Annotated in this window: 26 protein-coding genes, 1 tRNA gene and 1 other RNA gene; 19 read left to right on the plus strand and 9 right to left on the minus strand. The window is 69.6% G+C overall.

Annotation, left to right across the window (positions count from 1 at the left end; genetic code table 11):
- Position 1 precedes the first annotated feature (1 nt).
- The 6 genes from gspJ (at position 2) to PX554_RS15495 (ending at position 4102) form a co-directional block, all read left to right on the plus strand.
- Positions 2–715, plus strand: coding sequence for a type II secretion system minor pseudopilin GspJ (gene gspJ / locus PX554_RS15470; protein ID WP_275503187.1), 714 nt, complete (start codon positions 2–4; stop codon positions 713–715).
- Positions 693–1694 (plus strand): type II secretion system minor pseudopilin GspK, encoded by a 1002-nt coding sequence (gspK, locus tag PX554_RS15475; protein WP_420833452.1) that lies wholly within the window; start codon positions 693–695, stop codon positions 1692–1694. The genes gspJ and gspK overlap by 23 nt, the downstream gene beginning before the upstream one ends.
- Positions 1691–2782 carry a type II secretion system protein GspL gene (gene gspL, locus PX554_RS15480; protein ID WP_275503190.1) on the plus strand — a complete coding sequence of 364 codons (1092 nt, stop codon included), beginning with the start codon at positions 1691–1693 and terminating at the stop codon, positions 2780–2782. The genes gspK and gspL overlap by 4 nt, the downstream gene beginning before the upstream one ends.
- On the plus strand, positions 2779–3255 hold the full coding sequence (gene gspM, locus PX554_RS15485; RefSeq protein ID WP_275503191.1) for a type II secretion system protein GspM: 477 nt from the start codon (positions 2779–2781) through the stop codon (positions 3253–3255). Before gspL ends, gspM begins: the two co-directional genes overlap by 4 nt.
- A complete protein-coding gene (gene gspN, locus PX554_RS15490; RefSeq protein ID WP_275503194.1) occupies positions 3252–3977 on the plus strand; it encodes a type II secretion system protein N in 726 nt (241 codons plus the stop codon). The genes gspM and gspN overlap by 4 nt, the downstream gene beginning before the upstream one ends.
- Positions 3978–4025: 48 nt before the next feature.
- Positions 4026–4102 (plus strand) — tRNA-His (locus tag PX554_RS15495).
- 27 nt (positions 4103–4129) lie between these two features.
- On the opposite strand, the gene moaB is transcribed toward PX554_RS15495, so the two are convergent.
- From moaB to PX554_RS15510, 3 genes are read right to left on the minus strand one after another with little or no spacing between them, the layout of a single operon-like run.
- Positions 4130–4657, minus strand: coding sequence for a molybdenum cofactor biosynthesis protein B (gene moaB / locus PX554_RS15500; RefSeq protein WP_275503196.1), 528 nt, complete (start codon positions 4655–4657; stop codon positions 4130–4132).
- Positions 4647–6425 carry a lytic transglycosylase domain-containing protein gene (locus PX554_RS15505; protein WP_275503199.1) on the minus strand — a complete coding sequence of 593 codons (1779 nt, stop codon included), beginning with the start codon at positions 6423–6425 and terminating at the stop codon, positions 4647–4649. Before PX554_RS15505 ends, moaB begins: the two co-directional genes overlap by 11 nt.
- Positions 6422–7165 (minus strand): uracil-DNA glycosylase family protein, encoded by a 744-nt coding sequence (locus PX554_RS15510; protein ID WP_275503202.1) that lies wholly within the window; start codon positions 7163–7165, stop codon positions 6422–6424. Before PX554_RS15510 ends, PX554_RS15505 begins: the two co-directional genes overlap by 4 nt.
- A 116-nt stretch (positions 7166–7281) precedes the next feature.
- Here PX554_RS15510 and PX554_RS15515 point away from each other — a divergent pair, with 116 nt between their 5' ends.
- The 6 genes from PX554_RS15515 to PX554_RS15540 all read left to right on the plus strand — a co-directional run bounded on the left by PX554_RS15515 (position 7282) and on the right by PX554_RS15540 (position 14883).
- Complete coding sequence (locus PX554_RS15515) at positions 7282–8943, plus strand: electron transfer flavoprotein-ubiquinone oxidoreductase (RefSeq protein WP_275503203.1); 1662 nt, start codon at positions 7282–7284, stop codon at positions 8941–8943.
- 154 nt (positions 8944–9097) lie between these two features.
- Positions 9098–9931, plus strand: coding sequence for a 4-(cytidine 5'-diphospho)-2-C-methyl-D-erythritol kinase (locus PX554_RS15520; protein WP_275503206.1), 834 nt, complete (start codon positions 9098–9100; stop codon positions 9929–9931).
- Between the two features lie 267 nt (positions 9932–10198).
- Positions 10199–11920 (plus strand): dihydroxy-acid dehydratase, encoded by a 1722-nt coding sequence (ilvD, locus tag PX554_RS15525; RefSeq protein WP_275503208.1) that lies wholly within the window; start codon positions 10199–10201, stop codon positions 11918–11920.
- Complete coding sequence (locus PX554_RS15530) at positions 11907–12305, plus strand: hypothetical protein (protein ID WP_338061600.1); 399 nt, start codon at positions 11907–11909, stop codon at positions 12303–12305. The genes ilvD and PX554_RS15530 overlap by 14 nt, the downstream gene beginning before the upstream one ends.
- Positions 12302–13702: an NAD(P)H-hydrate dehydratase gene (locus tag PX554_RS15535; protein ID WP_275503211.1), complete on the plus strand. Its 1401-nt coding sequence runs from the start codon at positions 12302–12304 to the stop codon at positions 13700–13702. Before PX554_RS15530 ends, PX554_RS15535 begins: the two co-directional genes overlap by 4 nt.
- Positions 13699–14883, plus strand: a complete 1185-nt coding sequence (locus PX554_RS15540; protein ID WP_275503213.1) for a class I SAM-dependent RNA methyltransferase — start codon at positions 13699–13701, stop codon at positions 14881–14883. Before PX554_RS15535 ends, PX554_RS15540 begins: the two co-directional genes overlap by 4 nt.
- A 28-nt stretch (positions 14884–14911) precedes the next feature.
- On the opposite strand, the gene truA is transcribed toward PX554_RS15540, so the two are convergent.
- Both truA and fmt read right to left on the minus strand, forming a co-directional pair.
- Positions 14912–15649: a tRNA pseudouridine(38-40) synthase TruA gene (gene truA / locus PX554_RS15545; RefSeq protein ID WP_275503214.1), complete on the minus strand. Its 738-nt coding sequence runs from the start codon at positions 15647–15649 to the stop codon at positions 14912–14914.
- Between the two features lie 91 nt (positions 15650–15740).
- On the minus strand, positions 15741–16703 hold the full coding sequence (gene fmt, locus PX554_RS15550; RefSeq protein WP_275503216.1) for a methionyl-tRNA formyltransferase: 963 nt from the start codon (positions 16701–16703) through the stop codon (positions 15741–15743).
- Between the two features lie 55 nt (positions 16704–16758).
- On the opposite strand from fmt, the gene recR reads away from it, so the two are divergent.
- Positions 16759–17355, plus strand: coding sequence for a recombination mediator RecR (recR, locus tag PX554_RS15555; protein WP_093223866.1), 597 nt, complete (start codon positions 16759–16761; stop codon positions 17353–17355).
- Between the two features lie 44 nt (positions 17356–17399).
- On the opposite strand, the gene PX554_RS15560 is transcribed toward recR, so the two are convergent.
- From PX554_RS15560 to PX554_RS15570, 3 genes are all read right to left on the minus strand, one after another.
- A complete protein-coding gene (locus tag PX554_RS15560; RefSeq protein WP_093223865.1) occupies positions 17400–17696 on the minus strand; it encodes a hypothetical protein in 297 nt (98 codons plus the stop codon).
- A gap of 96 nt (positions 17697–17792) precedes the next feature.
- Positions 17793–18842 carry a 1,9-bis(guanidino)-5-aza-nonane synthase gene (locus PX554_RS15565; protein ID WP_275503219.1) on the minus strand — a complete coding sequence of 350 codons (1050 nt, stop codon included), beginning with the start codon at positions 18840–18842 and terminating at the stop codon, positions 17793–17795.
- A 114-nt stretch (positions 18843–18956) separates the two neighbouring features.
- Positions 18957–20177: a type III PLP-dependent enzyme gene (locus PX554_RS15570; protein WP_093223862.1), complete on the minus strand. Its 1221-nt coding sequence runs from the start codon at positions 20175–20177 to the stop codon at positions 18957–18959.
- 169 nt (positions 20178–20346) lie between these two features.
- Here PX554_RS15570 and PX554_RS15575 point away from each other — a divergent pair, with 169 nt between their 5' ends.
- On the plus strand, positions 20347–21282 hold the full coding sequence (locus PX554_RS15575) for a threonine ammonia-lyase (RefSeq protein WP_275503321.1): 936 nt from the start codon (positions 20347–20349) through the stop codon (positions 21280–21282).
- A gap of 201 nt (positions 21283–21483) precedes the next feature.
- On the opposite strand, the gene PX554_RS15580 is transcribed toward PX554_RS15575, so the two are convergent.
- Positions 21484–22140 carry an alpha/beta hydrolase gene (locus tag PX554_RS15580; RefSeq protein ID WP_069205844.1) on the minus strand — a complete coding sequence of 219 codons (657 nt, stop codon included), beginning with the start codon at positions 22138–22140 and terminating at the stop codon, positions 21484–21486.
- A gap of 103 nt (positions 22141–22243) precedes the next feature.
- On the opposite strand from PX554_RS15580, the gene PX554_RS15585 reads away from it, so the two are divergent.
- The 5 genes from PX554_RS15585 (at position 22244) to ffs (ending at position 25183) form a co-directional block, all read left to right on the plus strand.
- A complete protein-coding gene (locus PX554_RS15585) occupies positions 22244–23314 on the plus strand; it encodes a cysteine desulfurase family protein (protein WP_275503225.1) in 1071 nt (356 codons plus the stop codon).
- The gene (locus PX554_RS15590) at positions 23311–24405 is read left to right on the plus strand and encodes a cysteine desulfurase family protein (protein WP_275503228.1); all 1095 of its coding nucleotides are present in this window, start codon (positions 23311–23313) and stop codon (positions 24403–24405) included. The genes PX554_RS15585 and PX554_RS15590 overlap by 4 nt, the downstream gene beginning before the upstream one ends.
- Positions 24402–24725, plus strand: coding sequence for a 2Fe-2S iron-sulfur cluster-binding protein (locus PX554_RS15595; RefSeq protein WP_275503230.1), 324 nt, complete (start codon positions 24402–24404; stop codon positions 24723–24725). Before PX554_RS15590 ends, PX554_RS15595 begins: the two co-directional genes overlap by 4 nt.
- Before the next feature lie 43 nt (positions 24726–24768).
- Entirely contained in the window at positions 24769–24996 is a 228-nt protein-coding gene (locus PX554_RS15600) for a hypothetical protein (protein WP_275503231.1), read from the plus strand.
- A gap of 92 nt (positions 24997–25088) precedes the next feature.
- An RNA gene (gene ffs / locus PX554_RS15605) (signal recognition particle sRNA small type) lies at positions 25089–25183 on the plus strand.
- Positions 25184–25232: the final 49 nt, after the last annotated feature.

Raw genomic sequence — 25232 nt, forward strand, 5'->3', positions numbered from 1 at the left:
GATGCGCGTTTCGTCACGCCGGACTGGTTCCGGCAGCCGCCGACCCGTAGGCGCGGTGGCGTCCGATCGTGCGGAGCCGTGGACCCCGCAACCCGTCTGGGATGACAACCGGGGCCAGTCCGGCTTCACCCTCGTCGAAGTGATGATCTCGCTGCTGATCTTCGGCATGCTCGCCGCTGCCGGGGTCGCGTTGCTGTCGTTCAGCGTGCGCGCGCAGGGCGTCATGGTGGGCAAGCTCGATGACACGTCGGCGCTCAATCGGCTCTCCGCGATGCTGCAGGCCGATCTCGCGCAGGCGTCGCTCCGCCAGACCCGCAATGACCGTGGCGATCCGGTGCCCGCCTTCACCGGCGAGCGCGATTGGGGCGCCAGCCCGATGCTGCGGCTGGTGCGCGGCGGCTGGAGCAATCTCGACGGCGCCCGCCGCGCCGGCTTGCAGAAGGTCGAATACCGGGTCGACGGCGACACGCTCACCCGCGTCGCCTATCCGATGCTGGACGGCGCCGCGCCATATCCGGCGACGGCGATGCTCTCGGGAGTCCGGCGGGTCGCGCTGCGCTACCGCATCGACGGCGCGTGGAGCGATCGCTGGGAGGGATCGCCGCGCGCCCCGCTGCCGCAAGCGCTCGAAATGCGGCTGACGCGCGGTGACGGCACCGAATATCGCGAGCTTTTCCTCGTCGGCACCGGCTATGGCGAGCGCGCCGGTGGCTGAGCGCAAGCCTTCCGAGACGGGCGCGGCATTGCTGACGGTGCTGCTTCTGGTCGCGGTGATCGCCGTGCTCGCGGCGACCGCGCTGGAACGGCTGCGCATCGCCACCAGGCTCGGCGGCAACGCCGTCGCGCTCGATCAGGCGCGTGCCTTCGCGGAGGCGGGCGAGGCGCTGGCGGTCGACCGGATCAGCGATCTGCTCGGGCGGGAGGGCACCCGCGTGTCGCTGGCCGGCGACTGGAGCGACACGCCGATCCCGCTGCCGGTGACGGGCGGCGTCGCCACGCTCCGCATCACCGACGGCGGCAATTGCTTCAACCTCAACGGCCTCGTCATCAAACAGTCCGATGGCAGCTATGTCGCCAATCCGGCGGCGGCGGTGCGATTCGCTAATCTGATCCGCCTCGTCGGCGCCCCCGCGCGCTCGCCCGAGGGGATCGCGGCGGCCGCGACCGACTGGATCGACAGCGACACACAGGCGCTGAGCGGCGGCGCCGAGGACGGCGACTATGGCGGGCTCGAAACGCCGTACCGCACCGCCAACACGCTGATGGCCGACCCGAGCGAGCTTCGCGCGGTGATGGGGGTCACGCCCGGAATCTATGCGGCGCTGCGCCCGTGGGTCTGCGCGCTGCCGGTCGCGGAGCCGGCGCGGATCAACGTCAACACGGTGCTGCCCGAACAGGCGCCCTTGCTCGCGGTGTTGATGCCCGGCACGCCCAATGTCGCGGCGGTGCGGCGCGCGCTGCTCGGCAGGCCCGCCGCCGGCTATGACGATACCGCCAAGTTCTGGCATTCGTCCGCGTTCGGCGCGGCGGGCGATATCGGCGATGCGCCGTCGACGAGCGCGGTCACGACCCGATGGTTCGCGCTGCGCGCGGATGTCCGCGTCAACGGCACCGATCTTCAACAAAACAGCCTGATCGACGCATCCACGCTTCCCGCACGGCTCGTCTCCCGGCAATGGGGTGAGCTGTCATGAGCGAGACCCTCATCCTCTTCCTGCCGAGCGGCACCGCGCCGTGGCGGTGGCTTCGCGTCAGCGGCGGCGTGGTCGCGGCGCGGGGCGAGGGGGTGCCGGCGCTCACGCCCGAAGCCACGCCGCTGGTGGTGACGCCCGCCGATGCGGTGACGTTGCATTGGGCCGAACTCCCCGATCGCTCGGCCGCGCAGGCGGTGACGGCGGCGCGCATCCTCGCCGCCGAGGCGAGCGCCGCGCCGCTCAACGATCTCCACGTCGCGGTCGGTCGCGAGGGGAGCGGCAGCGAGCGGCCGATCGGCGTCGTCGCGCTGTCGCGCATGCGCGGCTGGCTCGACATGCTCGCGGCGAACGGTGTCGATGCCGGCGCGCTCCTGCCCGCGCCGCTGCTGCTGCCACGCCCCGAAAGCGGCTTCGTCGCCGCCGATCTGGGCGGCGAGACCATCGTGCGCGGTGCGACCACGGGCTTCGCCGACGAGGCCGGGCTGACCGAGCTTCTCACCGGTGGGGTCGCGCCCGAGCGGCTGGAGGGGGCGGGGCTCGACGCGGCGATCGTCGCGGCGGTGGCGGCGCCCGCGCTCGATCTGCGGCAGGGCGTGTTCGCGCGGCGCACGCGGTTCGCGATCGATTGGGCCTTGGTGCGGCGGCTCGGCTGGCTCGGTCTCGCGATTCTCGGCGCCAGCCTGGCGATCTCGGTCGTGCGGATCGTGAAGTATGATGTCGCCGCCGCCGACCTCGAACGCCGCGCCGATCTCGCCGCGCGCGCCGGGTTGCCGCAGGGGGAGACCGTCAACGATGCCGACCGCCAGCTCGACGCGCGTCTCGTGCGGCTGCGCGGGCCGGGGCTGGGCTTCAGCCGCACCGCCGCGACCGTGTTCAGCGCGGTGCGCGCGGTGCGCGGCGCGGAGGTGACGAACCTCGCCTTCGCGTCCGATGGCACGCTTCGCGTCGGCATCGCGGCGGAGGGCGAGCGGGCGGTGACCGACCTCCAGCAGCGGCTTCGCGCCGCCGGCCTCACGGTCGATCCCGGTGCGGCGCTCACCGCCTCGGGCGGGCGCGTCACCGGAACGCTCACGGTGAAGCCGCGATGATCGCCGCCCTCAAGCTCTGGTTCGACGCGCGCACGCTCCGCGAGAAGCGGCTCCTGATCGCGATGGCGGGACTGTTCGTCATCACGATCGTCTGGGCATTGTATCTGCCGATCGGCGATGCGCTGTCGTCGGCGAAGACCCGCTATACCGACGCGGTGATTCGCTTCGGGGAGACGCAGACGCGCGTGCGATCGGTCGAGGCACTGCGCAGGAGCGGCGGCGCACAGCTTGCCGGGCCGCTCGACACCGTGATCCGCGACCGTGCCAGCGAGGCCGGATTCGATCTCGCCAGCGTCGGCCCGGCCCCCGGCGGCGGGGTGCAGGTGGCGATCGCCAAGGCCAAGCCCGCCGCGCTGCTCGGCTGGATCGCTGCGCTCGAAGGCGGCGGTATTCTCGTCGATTCGCTGTCGGCGACCGACAATGGCGACAAGACGGTAGCGGTGCAGATGACGGTCAAGGCGCAAGGCCAATGAAGCGAATCCGTCTGACGACCGGCCCGGTCACGCTCTTCGGCGCGGTGTTCGTGGTGGCGGCGCTCGCCTTGCTGCCGATGCGCGTCGCGCTCGGCGCGATCGGGGTGGGCGAGCAGGGGCTGACCGCGCGCGCGGTCGAGGGCAGCGTCTGGAGCGGCACGCTGCGCGAGGCGCAGGTCGGGCGCGTGGCGCTCGGCGATCTGCACGTCGCGGTGTCGCCGCTCGCGCTGCTGGTCGGGCGCGCGCGCGTCGCCTTGAGCGGAAAGACGACCGATCTCGGCCGCAGCATCGACGGCGCGATCGAGATCAGTCGCCACAGTTTTGGCCTCTCCGGCATGACGGCGACCGTCCCCACCGGCAATATCTTCGCGCCCGCGCCGATCTCGGCGCTCGATCTCGAGTCGGTCGATGTCCGCTTCGAGGGCGGCAATTGCGTGCGCGCGAGCGGCCGCGTGAAGGCGTCGCTCAGCGGTGACGTCGGCGGTGTGGCACTGGGGCAGAGCATGGCGGGCGAAGCGCGCTGCGACGCGGGGGCGTTGCTGCTCCCGCTCGCCAGCCCAGCCGGGGCCGAGAGCGCCGTGCTCCGGCTGTGGCAGGACGGGCGCTATCACGCCGATCTGACGATCCGTTCCGATGATCCGGCCGCGGCGGACCGGCTCGCGCGCGCCGGATTCCAGCGCGGTGAGCAAGGATATGTGCTTTCGATCGAAGGCAGGCTTTGATGGCCTTGACGACCGGCCCCTGCGCCCGCTAGGAGCGCGCCTCTCACGGCGACCGTAGTTCAATTGGTTAGAGCGCCGGCTTGTGATGCCGGATGTTGCGGGTTCAAGTCCCGTCGGTCGCCCCATTTTCCCGCATCGGGTTCAGCGCGGGATCAGCGCTCCAGCAGGCGCGGCATCAGTTCCACGAAGTTGCACGGCTTGTGCCGGCTGTCGAGCTGGTCCTTGAGGATGCCGTCCCATCCGTCCTTCACCGCGCCGGTCGAGCCCGGCAGCGCGAAGATGTAGGTGCCGCGCGTCACGCACGCGCACGCGCGCGATTGCACGGTCGACGTGCCGATCGTCTGGTAGCTGAGCCAGCGGAACAGCTCGCCGAAGCCGGGGATCATCTTGTCGGCGACGCGCTCGATCGCCTCGGGGGTCACGTCGCGTCCGGTCACGCCGGTGCCGCCGGTGGTGATGATGCAATCCACCTGCGGATCGTCGATCAGCGCGTGGAGGCGCGCGACGATCGTGTCAGCATCATCCTTCACGATCCGCCGGTCGGCAAGGACATGCCCAGCCTCGGTCAGCCGCGCGACCAACGTGTCGCCCGATCGGTCGTCGGCGAGCGTGCGCGTGTCGGAGACGGTGAGAACCGCGATCCTGACCGGCAGGAACGCGGCGTTCAAGTCAATTGGCACTGGCGACCGAGACCGGCCGCACGCCCGACGAGGTCATACGCACCGCCGTCGCGCCCGGCAGGCCGGGGAAGCGCGGCCATAGCCCCTGCGCGAGCGCGGCGCGGCTGGGAGACGCCTTCTTGCCGGTCTGCCCCTCGTAGACCCAATAGTTGCGCAGCACGGTCGTCACGTACCCGCGCGTCTCCCAATACGGGATCGATTCGATGTAGAGCAGCGGATCGCCGCCATCGCGTGCCTGTGCGTTCCAGAGCGAGACCGGCAACGGGCCGGCATTATAGGCGGCGATCACCTTGGGCAGCAGGCCGCCGGTGCAGGACTGGTCGCGCAATTGCTCGAGATAGGATTGGCCCACCTCCATGTTCGCGCCTGGCCGCGAGAGCGCGGCGCGGTCGTAGCTGCGGCCGTGCTTGCGCGCAATGTCGCTCGCGGCGGCGGGCATCACCTGCATCAGCCCGAACGCGCCGGCCGGGCTGGTGACGGTGGTGCGAAAGCGCGATTCCTGGAGCGTGTGCGCGAACACCAGCGCCTTATCGACGCGCCAGCCGCCATCGGGCGTCCAGTTGGGCGAGGGGAAGCGTGCTTCGACCGGCGGCGTCGCGCCGACCGGCCCGTTATGCGACAGCCACACCAAGGTCGCGGGCAGGTTGAGCGCCTCGGTGAAGCGCACCAGCGCGGGGAATTCGGACGGATCGCCGATCCGCGCCTGCTGGCGGATCACTTCGTCGGCGAGGTCGTTTTCGCCGATCTCGGCGAGCGCGGCGGCGACGTGGATGTTGGGACGGCGCGAGAGCACGTCCCAATCGCGCGCCAGCGTCGCCGTGCCGGCGCGCGGCAGCGGATCGCGCATCCCCAGCGCCTGCCGCGACAGCAGCCCGTAGAAGGTCTCGCCATATTGCGCGGCGCTCTTCAGCCGCGCCTCGATCCGGTCGGGCCGTGCGCAGACCATGTCGGCGCGCGCCGCCCAATACAGCCCGGCGGCACGCAGCTCGACATCGGACGCCCGCGCGGCGACGGTTTCGAAGCCGGTGCCGGCGGCGGTGCAGTCATGCTGGCGCCACGCCGCGAGCGCACCGACCCAATTGCCCTGCACCGCCCAGTCGCCATAGCCCGAGGCGGCCTTGGCGGCCATCGCGCGCGCGTTCACGTCGTCACCGGCGAGGTAATACATCCACGCTACGCGCTGCTGCCATTCGGTGGTCGCGTCGCTCGACAGGCCCTGCATCGATTCAAGCAGGGCCTGCGCCGAGGCGCCGTCATCGGCCTTCACGAACGGCTGCATGCGGATCGCGAGTTCGCCGGCGACCATGTCGCTCTTGATCGCCTTGGCGCGCTGGCGCTGCGGCGCGCCGTCGATCCAGGCGAGCTTGCGCGCCAGCGGCAGCGCGGGCAGCCCGACGCCGCCGCGCGAGGAGGCGAGCGTGTAGATCTGCTGCGCCTGCGGCAGCTCCGGCGCATCGGCGAGCAATTTCATCAGCGGATCGAGATCGGCCTTGGGCGATCCCTTCGCGGTGACGAGTTCGGCGCGGGCGATCGCGTGGAGCGGGCCGGGCTTCATCGCGTCGAGCTGGAGCCGTGCGTCCTGCCATTTCTGCGCGCGGATGCTGGCGAAGACCGCGCTGTAGCCGGCGCGCTGCTCGGCATCGAGCTGCGCGGGAACGGCGGCGAGGGGGCCGGCGGTCGCGCTCGTCGTGGTGGGAAGCGCCGGTTCGGCGAAGGCGGCGACGGGCAGCAGGCTAAGCGTACAGGCGAGAATGAACTTCGCGGTCACGATCCGGTTCCCCCGATCAACATCTGTAAATCTCTCCAGGCTTCCGCTTTTTGCGCTGGCCTTTCGAGCAGGAGGCGGGGATGGAAGCTCGCCACCGCCTCGGTCCTCTGCTCGTCTATGGCCGGAAAATGGTTAACACGGCGTAAACTGCCCCGCGCGCGCGCGACATCCATCGCAAGCAGCGCTCGGCTCGTCGCATTGCCGAGGATTAGCAGCCGCTTAGGCGCAACCAAAGCGACATGATGGCGTGCGATCTCGGCGAGCCGTTCCTCGACTTCGGGCGCGATCCGCCCCGCCAGCGGCCGCACGGTACAGAGCGTCGCGAGATACACCGTGTCGCGATTGTGCCCGATCGCGGCGAGCATCCGGTCGAACAAGCGCCCGGCCGCGCCGTCGAGAAGACGATCGACATCGTCGCGTTCGGGCGTATCGACCAACACCATCAATTCGGCGCCCGGCGATCCCTGCGCGGCGATCGGGGTGCCACCGGTCCATCCCGCCTCCGGGGCATCCGGCCCGGTTCGCCACGCTAGGAAGGCGTCGAGCGTGGTGGGGAGCGGAACAACGACCGGCGCGACGGGTTGATCGGCGACGACGCGTTTGACGGCGGGCGGCGGCGCGGGCGCGGCGAACCAGTCGCGCGGGCTCTCGTCGGCGAGTGCCCCGATGCCGGCGTCTTGCCACCATTCCAGCGCGCTCGCGACCGCGTCCTGCCACATGATATTTTGGTCGGCCCCCATACCGCCTTAGACTAGCATGTTGACGTAAAGGTCAATTCGCTGGCACGCGCAAATGGATAAGGCGTTGCGGCGGCGCGACGAGCACGCCGGAACGGCGCCACGTGAGGGAGATGATGATGAGCGAACGGGAGTCGATGCCATATGACGTGGTGATCGTCGGCGCGGGGCCGTCCGGCCTGTCGGCCGCGATCCGGCTGAAGCAACGCGCCGCCGAACAGGGTGCCGAGCTGTCGGTCTGCGTGCTCGAAAAAGGCTCGGAGGTCGGCGCGCACATCCTCTCGGGCGCGGTGATCGATCCGCGCGCGCTCGACGAGCTGATCCCCGACTGGAAGGAGAAGGGCTGCCCGCTCGCCGAGGTGCCCGTCACCGACAATCAGCACTGGATCCTGTCGAAGACCGGCAAGTTCGCGGTGCCGCACGTCATCACCCCCGGCTTCATGCACAACAAGGGCACCTATACCGGCAGCCTCGGCAATCTGTGCCGCTGGCTGGCAGCGCAGGCGGAGGAGCTCGGCGTCGAGATCTTCCCCGGCTTCGCGGCGGCGGAAATCCTGTTCGACGAGAGCGGCGCGGTGAAGGGCGTCGCGACCGGCGACATGGGCGTCGCGCGCGACGGCACGCACAAGCCCGATTATACGCCGGGCCTCGAACTCCACGCCAAATACACCTTCTTCTCCGAAGGCGTGCGCGGGCATCTCAGCAAGGAGATCATCCGCATCTTCGATCTCGCGAAGGACGCGCAGCCGCAGGTGTACGGCCTCGGCATCAAGGAATTGTGGGATATTCCGGCGGAGCAGCATGTGCCCGGCCGTGTCATCCATACGCAGGGTTGGCCGCTCAAGGAAACGCCGGGGTCGAACGGCGGCGGTTTCCTGTACCATCAGGCGGGCGGACAGGTCGCGCTCGGCTTCGTGACGTGGCTGAGCTACACCAACCCCTATCTTTCGCCCTTCCAGGAAATGCAGCGGTGGAAGACGCATCCCGAGATCGCGGCGATCCTGAAGGGCGGCAAGCGCGTCTCCTATGGCGCGCGTGCGATCAGCGATGGCGGGTTGCAGTCGCTGCCCAAGCTGACCTTCCCCGGCGGTGTGCTGGTCGGCGACAGCGCCGGCTTCCTCAATGTGCCGCGCATCAAGGGCACGCATACCGCGATGAAATCGGGCATGATGGCCGCCGAGGCGGCGGTCGATGCGATCCTGTCGCAGCGACAGCATGACGAGTTGACCGCCTATCCGGCCGCGTTTGATGCGAGTTGGGTCAAGGCCGAGCTTTCGATGGTCCGCAACGTCGTGCCGCTGGTCGAGAAGTTTGGCGAGACGCTGGGCGCGGGCCTAGCCAACGTGACGATGTGGCTGGAAAGCTGGGGCATCAGGATGCCCTTCACAATGAAGCATCATCCCAACCACAAGAGCCTGTGGCGCAAGGATCAGGTCAAGCCGATCGACTATCCCAAGCCCGACGGCGTGCTGACGTTCGACCGGCTTTCCTCGGTGTTCCTGTCGAATACCAATCATGAGGAGGATCAGCCGGTCCATCTGACGCTCAAGGATCCGAACGTGCCGGTCGAGTACGATCTGCCGATGTATGACGAGCCGGCGCAGCGCTACTGCCCGGCGGGCGTGTATGAGATCGTCGGCGTCGAGGTGGGCGACCCCAAATTCGTCATCAACGCCCAGAATTGCGTCCACTGCAAGACGTGCGACATCAAGGATCCGACACAGAACATCAACTGGGTGGTGCCGGAGGGGGGCGGCGGCCCGAACTATCCGAATATGTGACGCGCCGGGCGAGGCGCAGCGCCGCTGCGCCGCGCCGTAAGGTGCGTCCGGCCGGCGGCGCTCCAGCGCCGACCGACGGCGTGGCTTCGCCACGCCGCGCGCTTCGTCACCGCCGGACTTGCTCCAAAGACCACTGTCCCGCAAAAGCCGCAGCATGACCCAGACGATCGTCGAAACGGCCCCCGCGAAGATCAACCTCGCGCTCCACGTCCGCGCGCGCCGGGCGGACGGCTATCATGAATTGGAAACGCTGTTCGCCTTCCTTCAGGACGGCGATGAACTCCGCTTCACCCCCGGGCCGAGCACCTTCGAAGTCGAGGGACCATTCGCCGCCGCGCTGAGCGGGGAAGGCGACAATCTCGTCCTGCGCGCCGCGCGCGGTTTCGCCGGGGCGTTCGGCGTGCCGGCGGAAGGCGCGTGGGTATTGGAGAAGAACCTGCCGGTCGCCTCCGGCATCGGCGGCGGATCGGCGGATGCCGCCGCCGCGCTGCGGCTGCTCGCGCGCGTCCACGGCGTCGCGCGCGACGATCCCCGCCTGTTCGCCGTGGCCGACTCGCTCGGCTCGGACGTGCCGGCGTGTCTGCTCGGGCGCCCGGCGCTTGGTACCGGGCGCGGCGAGAAGCTCGAGCCGCTGGAGGATCTCGGCGCGGTTCCGGTGTTGCTGGTCAATCCCGGCATCGCTGTTTCGACCGGGCCGGTCTTCAAGGCGTGGGACGGCGTGGATCGCGGCGCGATCCCGCCGGGCGGGACGATGGCGCGCGCGCGCGCCGGGCGCAACGATCTCGAAGCGCCCGCGCGTGCGATCGCGCCCGGAATCGGCGAGGTGATCGATCTGCTCGCCACGACCGGGCCGATGCTCGCGCGCATGTCGGGGTCGGGCGCGACCTGCTTCGCGCTCTACGAGGCTGAGCAGGCACGCGCAGCGGCGGCCGCCACTGTCCGGGCGGCGCAGCCCGGCTGGTGGTGTCTCGAATCGCGACTGTCGTGACACTTTTCCGTCCCGCGACGGTACGCCCTCGGTTCAACACCGGAGCGGATTAACGCGAATCCGCCACTGGCATCGGACTTGCTACGCTGACGCCGACCGGGTCCGCCGCCTACGCGCGGCGCGCCCGCCGATGGTCCTCGGCCCGTCCGCGCGCCATTGCTGGGAGGCGGCGGACATGGTTCCGCCGCCTCTTGGCGCCCCGCTTTTCACGCGGACCGCGCAACAGACTTGCGTCGAAGGCCCTTCCCGCGACATAGGGCGCGCATCATGAGCAATGTTTTCGACAAATCCCGTCTGCCGAGTCGCCACGTCTCGGTCGGTCCCGAACGCGCGCCGCACCGCAGCTATTATTATGCGATGGGCATCCCCGAGGAGGATATCGCCAAGCCGTTCGTCGCGCTGGCGAGCGCCGGCAACAACAGCGCGCCCTGCAACACCACGCTCGATGCGCAAGCGGACGCGGCCCAGCGCGGGGTGATCGCGGGCGGCGGACTGCCACGCCGGTTCAACACCATCACCGTCACCGACGGGATCGCGATGGGCCATCAGGGCATGAAGTCTTCGCTGGTCAGCCGCGAGGTGATCGCCGATTCGGTCGAACTCTCGGTGCGCGGCCATTGCTATGACGCGCTCGTGGGATTTGCGGGTTGCGACAAATCGCTGCCCGGCATGATGATGTCGATGCTGCGGCTCAACGTCCCGTCGATTTTCGTCTATGGCGGCTCGATCCTGCCGGGCCGCTTCCATGATCGCGACGTGACCGTGGTCGACGTGTTCGAAGTCGTCGGCAAATATGCCGCCGGCGCGTGTCCGCTCAGCGAAGTCCATGAGCTCGAAAAGGTTGCGTGCCCCGGCCACGGCGCCTGCGGTGGCCAGTTCACCGCCAACACCATGGCGTGCGTCGGTGAGGCGATCGGTTTGTCCTTGCCGAACAGCAACATGACGCCCGCACCTTACAGCACGCGCGAACAGATCGCGGTCGCCGCCGGCGCGCAGGTGATGGAGCTGATCGCCCGCAACCTGCGCCCGCGCGACATCTGCACGCGGGAAGCGTTCATCAACGCCGCGCGCGTCGTCGCCGCGACCGGCGGCTCGACCAACGCCGCGCTCCACCTGCCGGCGATGGCCAATGAAGCGGGCATCGATTTCGACCTGTTCGACGTCGCCGAGGCTTTCAAAACAACACCTTACATCGCCGATCTCAAGCCGGGCGGTAAGTACGTCGCCAAGGATATGTACGAGGCAGGCGGCGTGTACATGCTGATGAAGACGATGCTTTCGGGCGGGTTCCTCGACGGCAATTGCATCACCGTCACCGGCAAGACACTGGGCGAGAACATCGACGAGGTGACGTGGAACCCCGACCAGAAGGTCATCTACGACATCACCACGCCGATCACCCCGACCGGCGGCGTGGTCGGCCTGCGCGGCAGCCTCGCCCCCGACGGTGCGATCGTGAAGGTCGCGGGCATGCACCGGCTCGTGTTCGAAGGCCCGGCGCGCTGTTTCGATTGTGAGGAGGATGCCTTCGCCGCCGTCGAGGCACGCGAGATCAACGAGGGCGAGGTGATCGTCATCCGCTACGAAGGCCCCAAGGGCGGCCCCGGCATGCGCGAGATGCTCTCGACCACCGCTGCACTATACGGACTCGGCATGGGCGAGAAGGTCGCGCTCATCACCGACGGGCGGTTCTCGGGCGGCACGCGCGGCTTCTGCATCGGCCATGTCGGCCCCGAGGCCGCCGAGGGTGGCCCGATCGCGCTGGTCGAGGATGGCGACGCGATCCGCATCGACGCCGAGGCGGGCACGATCGACCTGCTCGTCGCCGAGGATGTGCTCGCGGCGCGCAAGGCGGCGTGGCGGCCGCGCACCAATGATTATCAGGCGGGCGTGCTGTGGCGCTATGCGCGCAACGTCGGCCCGGCCTATAAGGGCGCGGTGACGCATCCGGGGGCCAGGGCCGAAACGCATGTCTATGCGGACATCTAGCGCGATATTGCTGCCGCTCGCGCTCGCCGCCTGCGGTGAGCGCACCGCCGACACGGACACGCTCGCCACGGTCGAGGCGCAGCAGCGCGCCGCCGCCGATGACGACGGTTTGATCGAGTGCGCGCCGAAGGGCGCCGGCAGCTTCACGCGCGCTTGCACGGTCGATCGCACCGAGAGCGATCAGGGGCTGGTGCTGACGGTGCGCCACGCGAGCGGCGCGTTCCACCGTCTGCTCGTCACGAAGGACGGGCGCGGCGTGGTCGCCGCCGACGGCGCCGAGCCGGCGGTGGTGACGATCCTCGGCCCCGGCCGGATCGAGGTCGCGCTGAGCGGCGACCGCTACCGCCTGCCCGCGACCGTGAAGGGCGCGGCGAAGCCGTCATGATCCGACCCGAAGGCCAGCCGATCCTCACCGCCGCCGCGATGCGCGCGGCGGAGGAGCGCGCGATCGCCGCCGGCTCCAGCGTTACCGCGCTGATGGAGCGCGCCGGCGCCGGCGTCGCCGAGGCGGTGCGCCGGCTCGCGGGCGGTGCGCCGGTGCTGGTTCTGTGCGGGCCGGGCAACAATGGCGGCGACGGCTATGTCGCGGCGCGCGTGCTCAAGGCGAGCGGTGCGGAGGTGCGGGTCGCCGCCCTCACCGATCCCAGAACCGAGGCGGCGAGCGCCGCGCGTGCCGCCTGGGGCGGCTCGGTCGCGCCGCTCGCCGAGGCGGGCGACGCGCCGATCCTCGTCGACGCGCTGTTCGGAACCGGGCTGACCCGCCCGCTCGACGATGCCGTGGCGGGTGTGCTCGCCCGATCGGCGCGCGCCTCGCGCCTCGCGGTCACGGTCGATCTGCCGAGCGGCGTCGCCACCGACACGGGGATCGAACTCAGCCCGTCCCCCGATTTCGCGCTGACGCTCGCGCTCGGTGCGCTCAAGCCCGCGCATCTGTTGCAGCCCGCCGCCGCGCGGTGCGGCGCGGTGCGGATCGTCGACCTGGGGCTCGCCCCGTCGAGCCGCGACGGCGTGCTGGCCAAGCCCGTGATCGCCGCGCCGACCGCCGCCGATCACAAATATTCGCGCGGGCTTGTCGTCGTGATCGGCGGCGAGATGCCCGGTGCCGCCGCGCTTGCGGCCGAAGCGGCGATGCACGCCGGCGCAGGCTATGCGATGCTGTTCGGGGATCACGCGGCATCGGCGCCGCACGCGCTGGTTCGGCGCGCATGGTCGGCGGATGCCTTCGCCAAGGCGCTCGAGGGCAAGCGCGCGGACAAGACCGCGATCGTCGTCGGGCCGGGGCTGGGCAGGGGCGACACGGCCGCCGCGCGGCTCGCCGCCGCGCTCGCCAGCGCATACAAGCTCGTCATCGACGGCGACGCGCTGCACCTGCTCGACGATGCGGCGTTCGCGCGTATCAAGGCGCGCGCGTGCCCGGTCGTGCTCACGCCGCACGCGGGCGAGTTCGCGGCGCTGTTCGGCGCTTTCGCCGGCAGCAAGATCGACGCCGCGCGCGACGCCGCCGCGCGTTCGGGCGCGATCGTCGTGTTCAAGGGGCCGGACACCGTGGTCGCACACCCCGATGGGCGCACCAGCGTCGGCCTCGGCGCGAGTCCGTGGTTGTCGACCGCCGGCACCGGGGACGTGCTCGCCGGCACGATCGCGGCGATGCTGGCGGCGAACACGCCCGCGCCCGCCGAGGCGGGCGTGTGGATGCACGGCGAGGCCGCGCGCCGGCTTGGCGCCGCGTTCATCGCCGACGAACTCGCGCGTGAACTTTCGGCGGTAAGGGCATCGCTATGAGCGAGCCGATCGTGCGCGTCGCGGCGCGCGGCGAGGGCGTGACGGCAGACGGCCGCCACGCCGCCTTCGCCGCACCCGGCGACACGCTGACCGACACGGGCGAGATCGTTCCCGGCCCGCACCATCAGACCCCGCCGTGCCGCCACTTCCCCGCGTGCGGCGGCTGCCAGCTCCAGCATCTCGACGATACCGCCTATGCGCGGTTCATCGTCGATCGCATCGCGGGTGCGCTCGCCGCGCAGGGGTTGGAAGCGCCGATCCGCGCGCCGTCGCTATCGCCGCCGCGCAGCCGCCGCCGCGCCGCGCTGCAGGCGGAGGCGCGCGAGGGGCGGGTGCGGATCGGCTTCAGCGAAAATGCCAGCCACGCGATCGTCGATCTCCAGGAATGTCATATCCTGTTGCCGGAAGTGTTCGCGATTCTCGCGCCTTTGCGAAAACTGCTCGCACCTTGGCTGAAGAAGGGGCGCCGCGCGCGCCTGCATCTCACCGAGGCCGATCAGGGTATCGACCTGCTCATCGAGGGCGTCGAGGCCGAGGGGCTGGCGGCCGCCGAGGCGATCACCGCCTTCGCGCAGGCGAATGGCGTCGCGCGGCTCTCGATCGATTCGGGGCTGGGGCCGGAGACGCGGTGGGAGCCCGAGCCGCTCACCATCACACTCGGCGGCGCGCCGGTGCCGATGCCGGCCGCCGCCTTCCTGCAAGCCACGCGCGAGGGCGAGGCTGCGCTGGTCGCGGCGGTGCGTGAGGGTGTCGGCGAAGCGCGCACGATCGCCGATCTGTTCGCGGGGCTCGGCACCTTCGCTCTGTCGCTGCCGGGCAAGGTCTATGCGGGTGAGGCCGCGCGCGACGCGATCCTGGCGTTGAAGGCCGCTGCGGCGCGGGCGGGGCGCACCGTCTTCGCCGATCATCGCGACCTGTTCCGCCGTCCGCTCACCAGCGCCGAGTGCGACCGGTTCGACAGCGTCGTGCTCGATCCGCCGCGCGCGGGCGCGCGCGAGCAGGTGGCGCAACTGGCCGCGTCTCGCGTGCCGGTGATTGTCTATGTTTCCTGCAATCCCAGCAGCTTCGCGCGCGATGCCGAGATTTTGTGTCAGGCGGGATATCGGATCGATTGGGTGCAGCCGGTCGGCCAGTTTCGCTGGTCGCCGCATGTCGAACTGGCCGCCCGGCTGAGCCGATAACTTCGTCCCGGCGGGGGGCTGGCGATGGTCAATAATCCGCGCGCAGGAAGTACAGTCCGTCCGATGGCGCGTTGAATCCCAGTGCGGTGCGGTCGCGGGCTTCCAACGCGGCGGTGATGTCGTCGGCGGTCCATTTGCCTTGCCCGACCAGCGCGAGACAGCCGACCATCGAGCGTACCTGATGGTGCAGGAACGACCGTGCCGATGCAGAGACCATGATCCGGTCGCCGCTCGCGCTCACGTCGAGCCGGTCGAGCGTCCGCAGCGGGCTGTCCGCCTGGCAATGCGCCGAGCGGAAGGTGGTGAAATCATGCCGCCCGATCAGCCGGCGCGCGCCATCCGCCATCGCGGCGGTGTCGAGCGGCTGCGGGATGCGCCAGGCCAGCCCGGTCTCGAACGTCAGCGGCGCGCGGCGGGTGACGATCCGATAAGCGTAATGGCGCGCCACGCAGGAGAAGCGCGCGTGCCAGTCATCCGAGACCACCTCACAGGCCAGGATCGCGACCGGATGCGGGCGCAGCTTGGCGTTGAGCGCCTCCATCAGCCGGAATGGCGCGATCTCGCGCGTGATATCGAGGTGCGCGCGCATCCCCGTCGCATGAACGCCGGCGTCGGTCCGTCCGGCGGCATGCACCGCGACCGTCTCCCCGGTGATGGCGTGCGCGGCGGTCTCGATCGCCTCCTGAACGCTCGGTCCATGCGCCTGGCGCTGCCAGCCCATGAACGGGCGCCCGTCATATTCGACGGTGATCGCGAAGCGCGTCATGCCGTGTCGCCCCGACGTGGGCCGGATAGGAGGCGATCGGCTCGTGAAACCATGCAGCGGCCCCGGCCTGCGCCGGGGCGACGGATATGGATCATAAGTGTGTGCCCGCCGGAATCGGGAAGCCGCGCAGCAATTCGTCCGCCGTCACCACGCCCCGCCCCGCGCGCTGGAGCAGGGTAGGGCGAATCGCACCCGACCCGCAGGCGATGGTGAGCGCGGCATCCAGCACAACCCCGTCGCCCCGGCGGAGGCCGGGGCCGCTCGCGTCTGCCGGCGCGCTATTCTCGAGGTGTTCCCGGCCTTCGCCGGGGCGAAGAACCTGGCAAGCCAACACCTTCACCCGCTCGCCCGCCATCTCGAACCACGCCCCCGGCACCGGATTGAACGCACGCACCTGGCGCTCGACCTGTTCGGCGCTTTGTGACCAGTCGATTCGCGTCTCGGCCTTGTCGATCTTGGCGGCATAGGTGACGCCCTGCTCGGGCTGGGGCACCGCCGGATAGGCGTTTATATCCGCCAGCACCGTCACCATCAGCCGCGCGCCCATCGCGCTCAGTTCATCGGTCAGCACGCCCGCCGTCTTGTCCGCGATCGGCGTGCGATCTTCCAGCCGCACCGGGCCAGTGTCGAGGCCGGCCTCCATCTGCATGATGCACACGCCGGTCTCGGCGTCGCCGGCGAGGATCGCGCGCTGGATCGGCGCGGCGCCGCGCCAGCGCGGCAGCAGCGACGCATGGACGTTGAGGCAGCCGCCGCGCGGCGCATCCAGCACCGCGCGCGGCAGGATCAGCCCATAGGCGGCGACCACCGCGACATCGGCATCCAGTGCGGCGAACGCGGTCTGCGCCTCGGCGTCGCGCAGGCTCACCGGTGTCCGCACCGCGATCCCCAACGTTTCCGCCGCGCGCGCGACCGGGGTCGGCGTCAGCGCCTTGCCGCGCCCGGCACGGCGCGGCGGCTGGCTATACACCGCCACCACCTGATGCCCTGCATCCACGATCGCGCGTAGCACCGGCACCGAGAAATCCGGGGTTCCCATGAAAATGATCCGCATGGGCGACGCTGTGGCCGCTTGTCGGGGGGCACTGCAACCCCCTATCTGTTCCGCGATGGCCTCTCCCGAAATCGACGCGCTCACCCAGGCGCTTTCCCGCCTGCCGGGGCTCGGCCCGCGCTCGGCGCGGCGCGCGGTGCTGCATCTGCTCAAGAAGCGCGAGGGCGCGCTCGGCCCGCTGCTCGCCGCTTTGACGGCGGTCGAGGCGCGGCTCACCGATTGTCACATCTGCGGCAATGTCGATACCACCGATCCATGCGGCATCTGCGCCGACCCGCGTCGTGACGCGCGCGCGTTATGCGTGGTGGAGGAGGTGGCGGATCTGTGGGCGCTCGATCGGTCCCGGCTCTTCCCCGGGCGGTATCATGTGCTCGGCGGTCGGCTCTCGGCGCTCGAAGGCGTCCGCCCCGAGGATCTCGCGATCGACAGCCTCGTCCGCCGGATCGAGGCGGGCGGCATCGACGAAGTCGTGCTCGCGATGAACGCGACGTTGGAGGGGCAGACGACCGCGCATTACATCGCCGAGCGGATCGAACGGTTCGCGGTGCGCGTCACGCAATTGGCGCACGGCCTGCCCGTCGGCGGCGAGCTCGATTATCTCGATGAGGGAACCTTGGCGCAGGCGCTGCGCGCGCGGCGGCCGGTGGCATAGCGGTAAAACGAAAGGGGGCGAGCTTTCGCCCGCCCCGAAACGCATCAGCAGCCGTTGCGGCGGTTCTGCGCCGCGTCATGCTTCTTGTCGAGGTGGCGGCCGAGCAGCGCACCGCCCACGCCGCCGGCAACCGTGCCGAGCACGCCGCCGCCGAGCACGTTGCCCAGCACCGCGCCGCCCGCGCCGCCCGCGATCGCGCCGGTCGTACCCGACGAGCGGCGGCAGTCCTGGTAATAGGTACGGTGATGCCGCTTGTACCGGCGCGCATCGGCGGCCGACGGCATCGCGATGCCCGAGGCGACCAGCGACACGGCGCTCAGCGACATGAGGATTTTACGCATTTAACACTCCCATCTGACCTTGGTACGGCTACGAAACGTCCGCAGCCGACCAAGGTTTCATGAAGTAGCGTAGATTAATCGGAGCTGGCGCGTCCGTTAATCGAAGCTCGCGCCCCAGCGGCGCTTGGTGCGGGTCTTCCACAGGCCGCGATGATAGGCGTCGGACGCCAGCAGCGGCATCACCGAGCCGGCTTCGGCGAACACCATCTGTTCGATGCCCGTGTTGACCTTGCCCCAGCTCGCCGCTTCCTGCAGCGTCGAGGACGAGCAGGCGCCGTCGCGCACGTCCGCCACGGTGATCTGCACCGCGTATTTGTGGACCTGCACGTCGTCGTGACCGAGGATTTCGGCGCAGACCACGGTATCCTGGATGAAGTTCTTCGGCACGCCGCCGCCGATCATCAGCAGGCCGGTGGTGCCAGCCTTGATCTTGATGTCGGTCAGCTCGCGGAAGTCGGCGATCGCGTCGAGCACCATGTACGGCTTGCCTTCCTTGGCGCGATCGACCTGATGCTTGACCAGACCGAACCCCGCCGACGAATCGACGAACGCCGGGCAGAAGATCGGCACGTCATGCTCATAGGCGAGCTTGACGAGGCTGTTCTCCTTCTTGCCGTTTTCGACGAGATACTTGCCCATCTCGCGGATGAACTCGCGGCTCGAATAGGGGCGCGGCTCGAGGCTGTTGGCGATCTCGTAGATCGTGTGGTCGCAGTCCTGAAGCTGCTCCTCGTCGATATAGGTGTCGTAGATCCGGTCGATCAGCAGCGAGCGCAGCGTGTCGTCGTCCGGCACTTCGAGCGCCTGATAATGCTTGTGGCCAAGCCCTTCGAAGAAATCCATGTCGACGATAGACGCGCCGGTCGCGACCACGCCGTCGATCATGTTGTTGCGCAGCAGCTCTGCATAGAGGTCCATGCAGCCGCCCGCCGAGGTCGACCCGGCGATGACGAGGAAGATCGAGCAATCGGGATCGGCGAGCATCTGGTTGTAGATGTCGGTCGCGCGACCGAGATCGCGGCTGGTGAAGCTCATCTTCTTCATCGCGTCGACGATCGGGCGGGCGTCGAACTTGGTGATGTCGATATGCTCGACGGTGGTGGAGAGCAGCTCCGCCTTGCGGTTGGTGTTGAGTGGTTCGGTCATGGGAACTCCCAATCGTCTCATGAACCGCCGTCGTTGAAGGGGACGCGGAAACCCATGCGGAGGCGGCACACCGAAGCGTGCCGCCCCTAACCGGTTAAATCTATGAAAAGCCTGTTACAGCTTGACGACGTTCGACGCGACCTGTGCGGGCGCCTGATCGTAGAGCGAGACCATCGGCTCGTCCGCCACGATCACCGTCTCGTCCGATCCGAACCCGTTGAAGGCGGTCCGCATCGCCGAACCATAGGCGCCGAGCATGCCGATCTCGAAATAGTCACCGGCCTTGATGTCGGCGGGAAGATAGAACGGTCCCGCCATGTAATCCATGTCGTCGCAGGTCGGGCCATAGAAGCTGAACGGCATCAGCTTGGCATGGCTGTCGGGCTCGCGCAGCAACTGGGTCGGGAAACGCCAGTCGATATGCGCCGCGTCGAACAGCGCGCCATAGGCACCGTCGTTGATGTACAGCTCATCGCCACGACGCTTTTCGACGCGCACCAGGATCGAGCTGTATTCCGCGCACAAGGCCCGGCCCGGTTCGGCCCACAGTTCGGCCGAATAGCTGACCGGCAGCGATTCGAACGCACGGTGGATCGTCTCGAAATAGCGCTCGAGCGGCGGTGGCTCCATGCCCGGATAAGACGAGGGGAACCCGCCGCCGACGTCGATCACGTCCACGGTGACCGCCGCTTCCACGATCGCCGCACGAACGCGCTCCATCGCGTTCGCATAGGCTTCCGGGGTCATCGCCTGAGACCCGACGTGGAAGCAGATGCCCAGCGCATCGGCGACCTGACGGGTGCGGAACAGCAGTTCCTTGCTCTCGCTCGGGCCGACGCCGAACTTCGAGGCGAGGCTCAGCTTCGAATGTTCGGACGAGACGCGGATGCGTACGCACAACGTGAGGTCTTCCGCTCCTCGTGTCGCGCGGACGATCTTGTCCAGTTCCTCGATCGAATCGAGCGAGAAGGTGCGGACGCCGTGCGTGAAATACGCCTCGGCGATCGCTTCCTCGGCCTTGACCGGGTGCATGAAGCACAGGGTCGCGCCCGGCAGCGTGCGCGCGACGAGCCGCACCTCGGCGATCGAGGCGACGTCGTACTGCGTGATGCCGCTATCCCACAGAATCTGCAGGAGTTCGGGCGAAGGGTTCGCCTTCACGGCATACATCGAGCGGCCCGGAAACTTCTCGACGAAGAAGCGGGCTGCACGCGATGCGGCGTGCGGACGAACGAGCGTGACCGGCTGGACCGGCCCGTGCTTAGCGATATCGACTCCGGTGACGGTGGTCGAGTTGGTGGTCGCTAACCCCAGCGCGCGATGATGCTTGTGCAACTCAAGGGACCTCCAATGTCGTGAGACAAGACGAAAAAAGCTGCCTTGCGGTTGGAAGTCCCATGGGGCAGCGGAAGCGCGAGATAGGGTCGGCGTTTTGGGATGTAAAGCGGTTTTAGACGCTCGGAGATAATATGTGACGATTTTACGACAGCCGACCCGCGCCGGGGTGCGCGACGCCGCCGCCAAAGTGGCCACGGTGGTACCGCCAACGCCGTTGTTTGTGACCGAAGTTCAAGGAGTTGCGGTGGCTTTCAAGGCCGAATCGCTGCAGCCGATGGGTGCGTTCAAACTGCGCGGCGCATGGCACCGGCTGACCGCGATCGACGCCGAATCGCGCGCGCGCGGGGTGGTCGCCTTCTCGTCGGGCAATCATGCGCAGGGGGTCGCATGGGCGGCGAAGCGGCTGGGCATGCCGGCGCTGATCGTGATGCCGGCGGATGCGCCGCGCTCCAAGCGCGAGGGCACGCTCGCGCTCGGCGCGGAGATCGTCTCCTATGACCGCGCCACCGAAAGCCGCGAGGCGATCGCCGCGCGACTCGCCGAGGCGCGCGGTGCCGCGCTGGTGCCGAGCTTCGATGATCCGTGGATCATCGAGGGGCAGGGCAGCGCCGGCATCGAGGCGGCGCAGCAGATGGCCGAGCGTGGGCTGGGGCCGGTGACGCAAGCGCTGGTGCCATGCGGCGGTGGCGGACTGGCGGCGGGTATTACGCTCGCGCTGCCCGGCGCGAAGATCACCGTGGTCGAGCCCGAGGGCTGGGACGATATGCGCCGCAGCCTGGAGGCGGGCTGGATCGAACCGGTGGGCGAGGGCGCACCGCCGACGGCGTGCGATGCGCTCCAGACGTTGCGTGTCTCTCCGCTGACCTTCGATGTGCTGTCACGGCGCGGCGTGGAAGGCGTGGCGGTCAGCGAGGCGGAGATCCGCACCGCGCAACGCTGGGCGGCGGAACGGCTGCGGCTGGTGGTCGAGCCCGGCGGCGCAGTCGGACTGGCCGCGCTGCTCGGTGGCAAGGTCGCCCCGGTGCCGGGGATGCTCGTGGTGCTGTCGGGTGGCAACGTCGATCTGGCCGCCTATGGGCGGGTGCTCGCGGGGTTGGATTAGGCAAGAGCCGCAGCGTCGTCTTCTCCCGACGTCGCCCCGGCGCAGGCCGGGGCCGCTGAGTCATGGCGGGTGCGGGCAGTCACGTAGCGGGCCCGGCCTACGCCGGGGCGACGGGTTTGATCGTATGCCGGGACAAGGCTCATGCGGTGTCCCGGTTTTTCGACAGGTAGCAAATCGGCTGTTCCGATCCACTACCGCGCCTCACCGGATCGGCGAGTTCGGGTCGAGCCGCATGTCCAGATACTTGTCCACCGATCCCATCAACTCCGGCATCTCATGCTCGAAGAAGTGGTTCGCCTTGGGGATGGTGTCGTGGTGGATGGTGATGTGCTTCTGCGTGCGCAGCTTGTCGACCAGCTTCTGCGTCGCGGCCGGCGGCGAGACCTCGTCATTCTCGCCCTGGATGATGATGCCGCTCGCCGGGCAGGGCGCGAGGAAGGTGAAGTCGTACATGTTCGCCGGCGGCGCAACCGAGATGAAGCCGCGGATCTCGGGGCGGCGCATCAGCAACTGCATGCCGATCCACGCGCCGAAGCTGAAGCCGGCGATCCAGGTGGTCGAGGCTTCGGGATGGAAGCTCTGTACCCAGTCAAGCGCGCTCGCCGCGTCCGAAAGCTCGCCGACACCATTGTCGAACGTGCCCTGGCTCTTGCCGACGCCTCGGAAGTTGAACCGCAACGTCGCGAAGCCGCGTCGCTGGAAGGTCTTGTAGAGTTCCTGCACGATGCGGTTGTTCATCGTGCCGCCCGCCGTCGGGTGCGGATGCAGGATCATCGCGACCGGCGCGCGCGGGCGCGGAGCGGGGGAGAAACGGCCTTCGAGGCGGCCGTCGGGGCCGGGGAAAATGACTTCGGGCATCGAACCTGCTGACAAAAAATCGGGGCGCGTGCGGACACGCGGAAGTTGTGCGCTATATAGGCACGACGCGCCAAGGCGCAATCATTGTGAACCGGAGCTCGACTTGGCCGACCGCCTCTATCTCGATCACGCCGCGACGACGCCGATGCCGGAGGCGGCGCGCGCGGCGGTGGTCGAGGGGATGGCAGGCTGGGCCAATCCCTCGTCGCCGCACGCCGAGGGCCGTGCCGCGCGCGCCGCACTGGAACGTGCGCGCGGCCAGATCGCGGCTGCCTATGGCTGGCGCGGCGAGACGCTGCTGACCAGCGGCGCGAGCGAAGCGCTGGCGATCGCGCTCGGGCGGTCGGCGCCGGCGCGCCGGCTGATCGGCGCGACCGAGCATGACGCGGCGATCCGCGCCGCCCCCGGCGCGACGACGATCCCGGTGACGGCGGACGGGCTGGTCGACCATGCCGCGCTGACGGCGCTGTTGACGTCGCCCGCGCTGGTCGCGGTGCAATGGGCGAACAGCGAGACCGGCGTGCGCCAGCCGATCGCGGAGATCGCCGCGATCGTCCACGCGGCTGGCGGGTTGCTGCTGGTCGATGCCGCGCAGATGCCGGGCGGGGCCGACCCCGAGCTTGCCGAGCACGCCGATTTCATCGCGATCTCGGCGCACAAGCGCGGCGGCCCGCCCGGCACCGGCGCGCTGCTGGTGCGCAATCTCGCGACGCTGACGCCGGTCGGCGGGCAGGAGCGCGGCTATCGCGCCGGCACCGAGAATCTGCCCGGCGCGCTCGGTCACGCCGCCGCGCTCGCCGTGCCGGAGCCGGTCTCGCACTATGCGGCCCTGCGCGAGAGGCTGGACGATGCGATCACGCGCTCGGGCGGCGATGTCGTCGCGAGCGCCGCGCCGCGCCATCCCGCGATTGGATCATATCGGATGCGCGGTCTCGCGGCGGCGACCCAATTGGTGCGCTTCGACATGGCGGGCATCGCTGTCTCGGCGGGCAGCGCCTGTTCGTCGGGCAGCATGAAGCCGAGCCATGTGCTGACCGCGATGGGCTGGACCGGCGAGGCAACGCGCGAGGTGATCCGCGTTAGTTTCGGGCGCGCCACCACGGCGGAGGACGTCGACCGGTTCGTCGCCGCCTGGCGCGACATCGCGCGCGGCGTACGCGCGTTCGCGGCGTGATCTACCTCGATTATCAGGCGACCACGCCGCTCGCGCCGGAGGCGTTCGACGCGATGCTGCCGTGGCTGCGCGAGGATTTCGCCAACCCGCATTCCGCGCACGCCGCCGGCCGCAAGGCGCGGGCGGCGGTGGAGGCCGCGCGTGCCGAGGTCGCCGCGCTGCTGCCGCCCGGCGGCGGCGTCAGCTTCACCAGCGGCGCGACCGAGGCGCTCAATTGGGCGATCAAGGGCACCGCCGGCGACATCGTCACGCTCGCCACCGAACATGCGGCGGTGCTCGATACCGTCGCCTACGCGCGGTCGCAGGGGCGCAAGGTCACCGTGCTCCCGGTCGGCGGCGACGGTCTGGTCGATCTCGATCGCGCCGCCGAGGCGATCATGCCGGGCACCGGCCTCGTCGCGGCGATGCTCGTCAACAACGAGATCGGCGTGATCCAGCCGGTCGCGGCGCTCGCCGATCTCGCTCACGCGGCCGGCGCGGTGATGCTGTGCGACGCGGTGCAGGGCTATGGCCGGGTGCCGATCCCCGCGCATTGCGATCTCCTCGCCGTGTCCGCGCACAAGATTCACGGGCCGAAGGGGATCGGCGCGCTGTGGATGCGCGACGGCATCGCGCTGGCGCCGCTGCTGCACGGTGGCGGGCAGGAGGCGGGTGGACGATCAGGCACGCTGTCCCCCGCCTTGTGCGCGGGCTTCGGCGTCGCGGCGCGGCTGGCGCGTACCGGTGGAGCGGAAGACGCCGCGCACGTGGCGCGGCTGTCCGCCGCCGCGCTGGCGCGGTTCGATGCGGCGGGGTGGGCGCTCAACGGCAGCGCCGACCAGCGTTACAAGGGCAATCTCAACATGCGGCGCGATGGGGTGGATGTCGCGCGGCTGATGTCGGAGTTGCGCGACATCGCGTTCTCCGCCGGCTCCGCGTGCGCCAGCGGTTCGGGGCGGTCGAGCCATGTTCTGCGCGCGATCGGGCTGAGCGAGGCGCAGGCGCGCTCGAGCATCCGCCTCGGTTTCGGCCGGTATACGCGGGAGAACGATCTGATCTTGGGCGTGGATCGCATCATCGCCGCCGCGCGGGCGCAGTGGGGCGCGGCATGATCGCGGTCACCTTCATCGGCGCCGATGGCGCGCGCGTCACCGCGCAAGCCGCGCCCGGTGATCGGCTGCTCGAAGTCGCGCAGAATGCCGGCCAGCCGCTCGAAGGCACGTGCGAGGGGCAAATGGCGTGCTCGACCTGCCACGTCATCGTCGATGCCGCCGATTTCGCGCTCTTGCCGCCCGCCAGCGAGGAGGAGGAAGACCTGCTCGATCTCGCGAGCGGGGCGACGCGCCACAGCCGGCTCGCCTGCCAGATCACGCTCGAACGGCCGATCACGGTCACCATTCCGGGGGAATCGCGGAACATGCAGGGCCGCTGATCATTTCGCTCCCGTGCCCTCAAGGCATAAAGGAGCGAATGCCATGAAGTTGAAGCTGATTCTGTCGGCGTGCCTCGCCGTCGCCACGCTCGCGCCGGTCGCGGCCACCGCGCAGACCCATGAACGCGTCGTCCGCGAGCGCACCGTCGTCCGGCATAACGTGCGTCACAACGATCGCCGTCCCGGCTGGCGCCACCACACCCGCCGCGTCTGCCGGATGGAGTGGCGCCACCATCGCAAGGTCCGCATCTGCCGCACGGCGCGCTGGTAAGCCCCCCGCCACCACGGGCGCGCCGCGTGAGGCGGCGCGCCCGATCCGGCGATCCGCACTTGATCCCGGCGCGTTACCCCGCCATATGCGCGGCGGGAGTCGGGCGGACGTGGTCGTCGCCAACTTGGTCAGGGCCGGAAGGCAGCAGCCACAACGATTTCGCCACGGGTCGTCCGGCTCCTACCACATCTCTCTCCAAACGGTTGAACAGCGCTCTTCCGGGTGCGGCGCGGCGG

The sequence above is a fragment of the Sphingomonas pollutisoli genome (genome assembly GCF_029167165.1).
Taxonomy (GTDB): Bacteria; Pseudomonadota; Alphaproteobacteria; order Sphingomonadales; family Sphingomonadaceae; genus Sphingomonas; species Sphingomonas pollutisoli.

What these genes read in the sequence shown, in the direction of transcription:
- gspJ (WP_275503187.1), top strand. Translation starts at nt 2, where the DNA reads ATGCGCGTTTCGTCACGCCGGACTGGTTCCGGCAGCCGCCGACCCGTA.
- gspK (WP_420833452.1), top strand. Translation starts at nt 693, where the DNA reads ATGGCGAGCGCGCCGGTGGCTGAGCGCAAGCCTTCCGAGACGGGCGCG.
- gspL (WP_275503190.1), top strand. Translation starts at nt 1,691, where the DNA reads ATGAGCGAGACCCTCATCCTCTTCCTGCCGAGCGGCACCGCGCCGTGG.
- gspM (WP_275503191.1), top strand. Translation starts at nt 2,779, where the DNA reads ATGATCGCCGCCCTCAAGCTCTGGTTCGACGCGCGCACGCTCCGCGAG.
- gspN (WP_275503194.1), top strand. Translation starts at nt 3,252, where the DNA reads ATGAAGCGAATCCGTCTGACGACCGGCCCGGTCACGCTCTTCGGCGCG.
- PX554_RS15510 (WP_275503202.1), bottom strand. Translation starts at nt 7,165, where the DNA reads ATGGGGGCCGACCAAAATATCATGTGGCAGGACGCGGTCGCGAGCGCG.
- PX554_RS15515 (WP_275503203.1), top strand. Translation starts at nt 7,282, where the DNA reads ATGAGCGAACGGGAGTCGATGCCATATGACGTGGTGATCGTCGGCGCG.
- PX554_RS15520 (WP_275503206.1), top strand. Translation starts at nt 9,098, where the DNA reads ATGACCCAGACGATCGTCGAAACGGCCCCCGCGAAGATCAACCTCGCG.
- ilvD (WP_275503208.1), top strand. Translation starts at nt 10,199, where the DNA reads ATGAGCAATGTTTTCGACAAATCCCGTCTGCCGAGTCGCCACGTCTCG.
- PX554_RS15530 (WP_338061600.1), top strand. Translation starts at nt 11,907, where the DNA reads ATGCGGACATCTAGCGCGATATTGCTGCCGCTCGCGCTCGCCGCCTGC.
- PX554_RS15535 (WP_275503211.1), top strand. Translation starts at nt 12,302, where the DNA reads ATGATCCGACCCGAAGGCCAGCCGATCCTCACCGCCGCCGCGATGCGC.
- PX554_RS15540 (WP_275503213.1), top strand. Translation starts at nt 13,699, where the DNA reads ATGAGCGAGCCGATCGTGCGCGTCGCGGCGCGCGGCGAGGGCGTGACG.
- truA (WP_275503214.1), bottom strand. Translation starts at nt 15,649, where the DNA reads ATGACGCGCTTCGCGATCACCGTCGAATATGACGGGCGCCCGTTCATG.
- fmt (WP_275503216.1), bottom strand. Translation starts at nt 16,703, where the DNA reads ATGCGGATCATTTTCATGGGAACCCCGGATTTCTCGGTGCCGGTGCTA.
- recR (WP_093223866.1), top strand. Translation starts at nt 16,759, where the DNA reads ATGGCCTCTCCCGAAATCGACGCGCTCACCCAGGCGCTTTCCCGCCTG.
- PX554_RS15560 (WP_093223865.1), bottom strand. Translation starts at nt 17,696, where the DNA reads ATGCGTAAAATCCTCATGTCGCTGAGCGCCGTGTCGCTGGTCGCCTCG.
- PX554_RS15565 (WP_275503219.1), bottom strand. Translation starts at nt 18,842, where the DNA reads ATGACCGAACCACTCAACACCAACCGCAAGGCGGAGCTGCTCTCCACC.
- PX554_RS15580 (WP_069205844.1), bottom strand. Translation starts at nt 22,140, where the DNA reads ATGCCCGAAGTCATTTTCCCCGGCCCCGACGGCCGCCTCGAAGGCCGT.
- PX554_RS15595 (WP_275503230.1), top strand. Translation starts at nt 24,402, where the DNA reads ATGATCGCGGTCACCTTCATCGGCGCCGATGGCGCGCGCGTCACCGCG.
- PX554_RS15600 (WP_275503231.1), top strand. Translation starts at nt 24,769, where the DNA reads ATGAAGTTGAAGCTGATTCTGTCGGCGTGCCTCGCCGTCGCCACGCTC.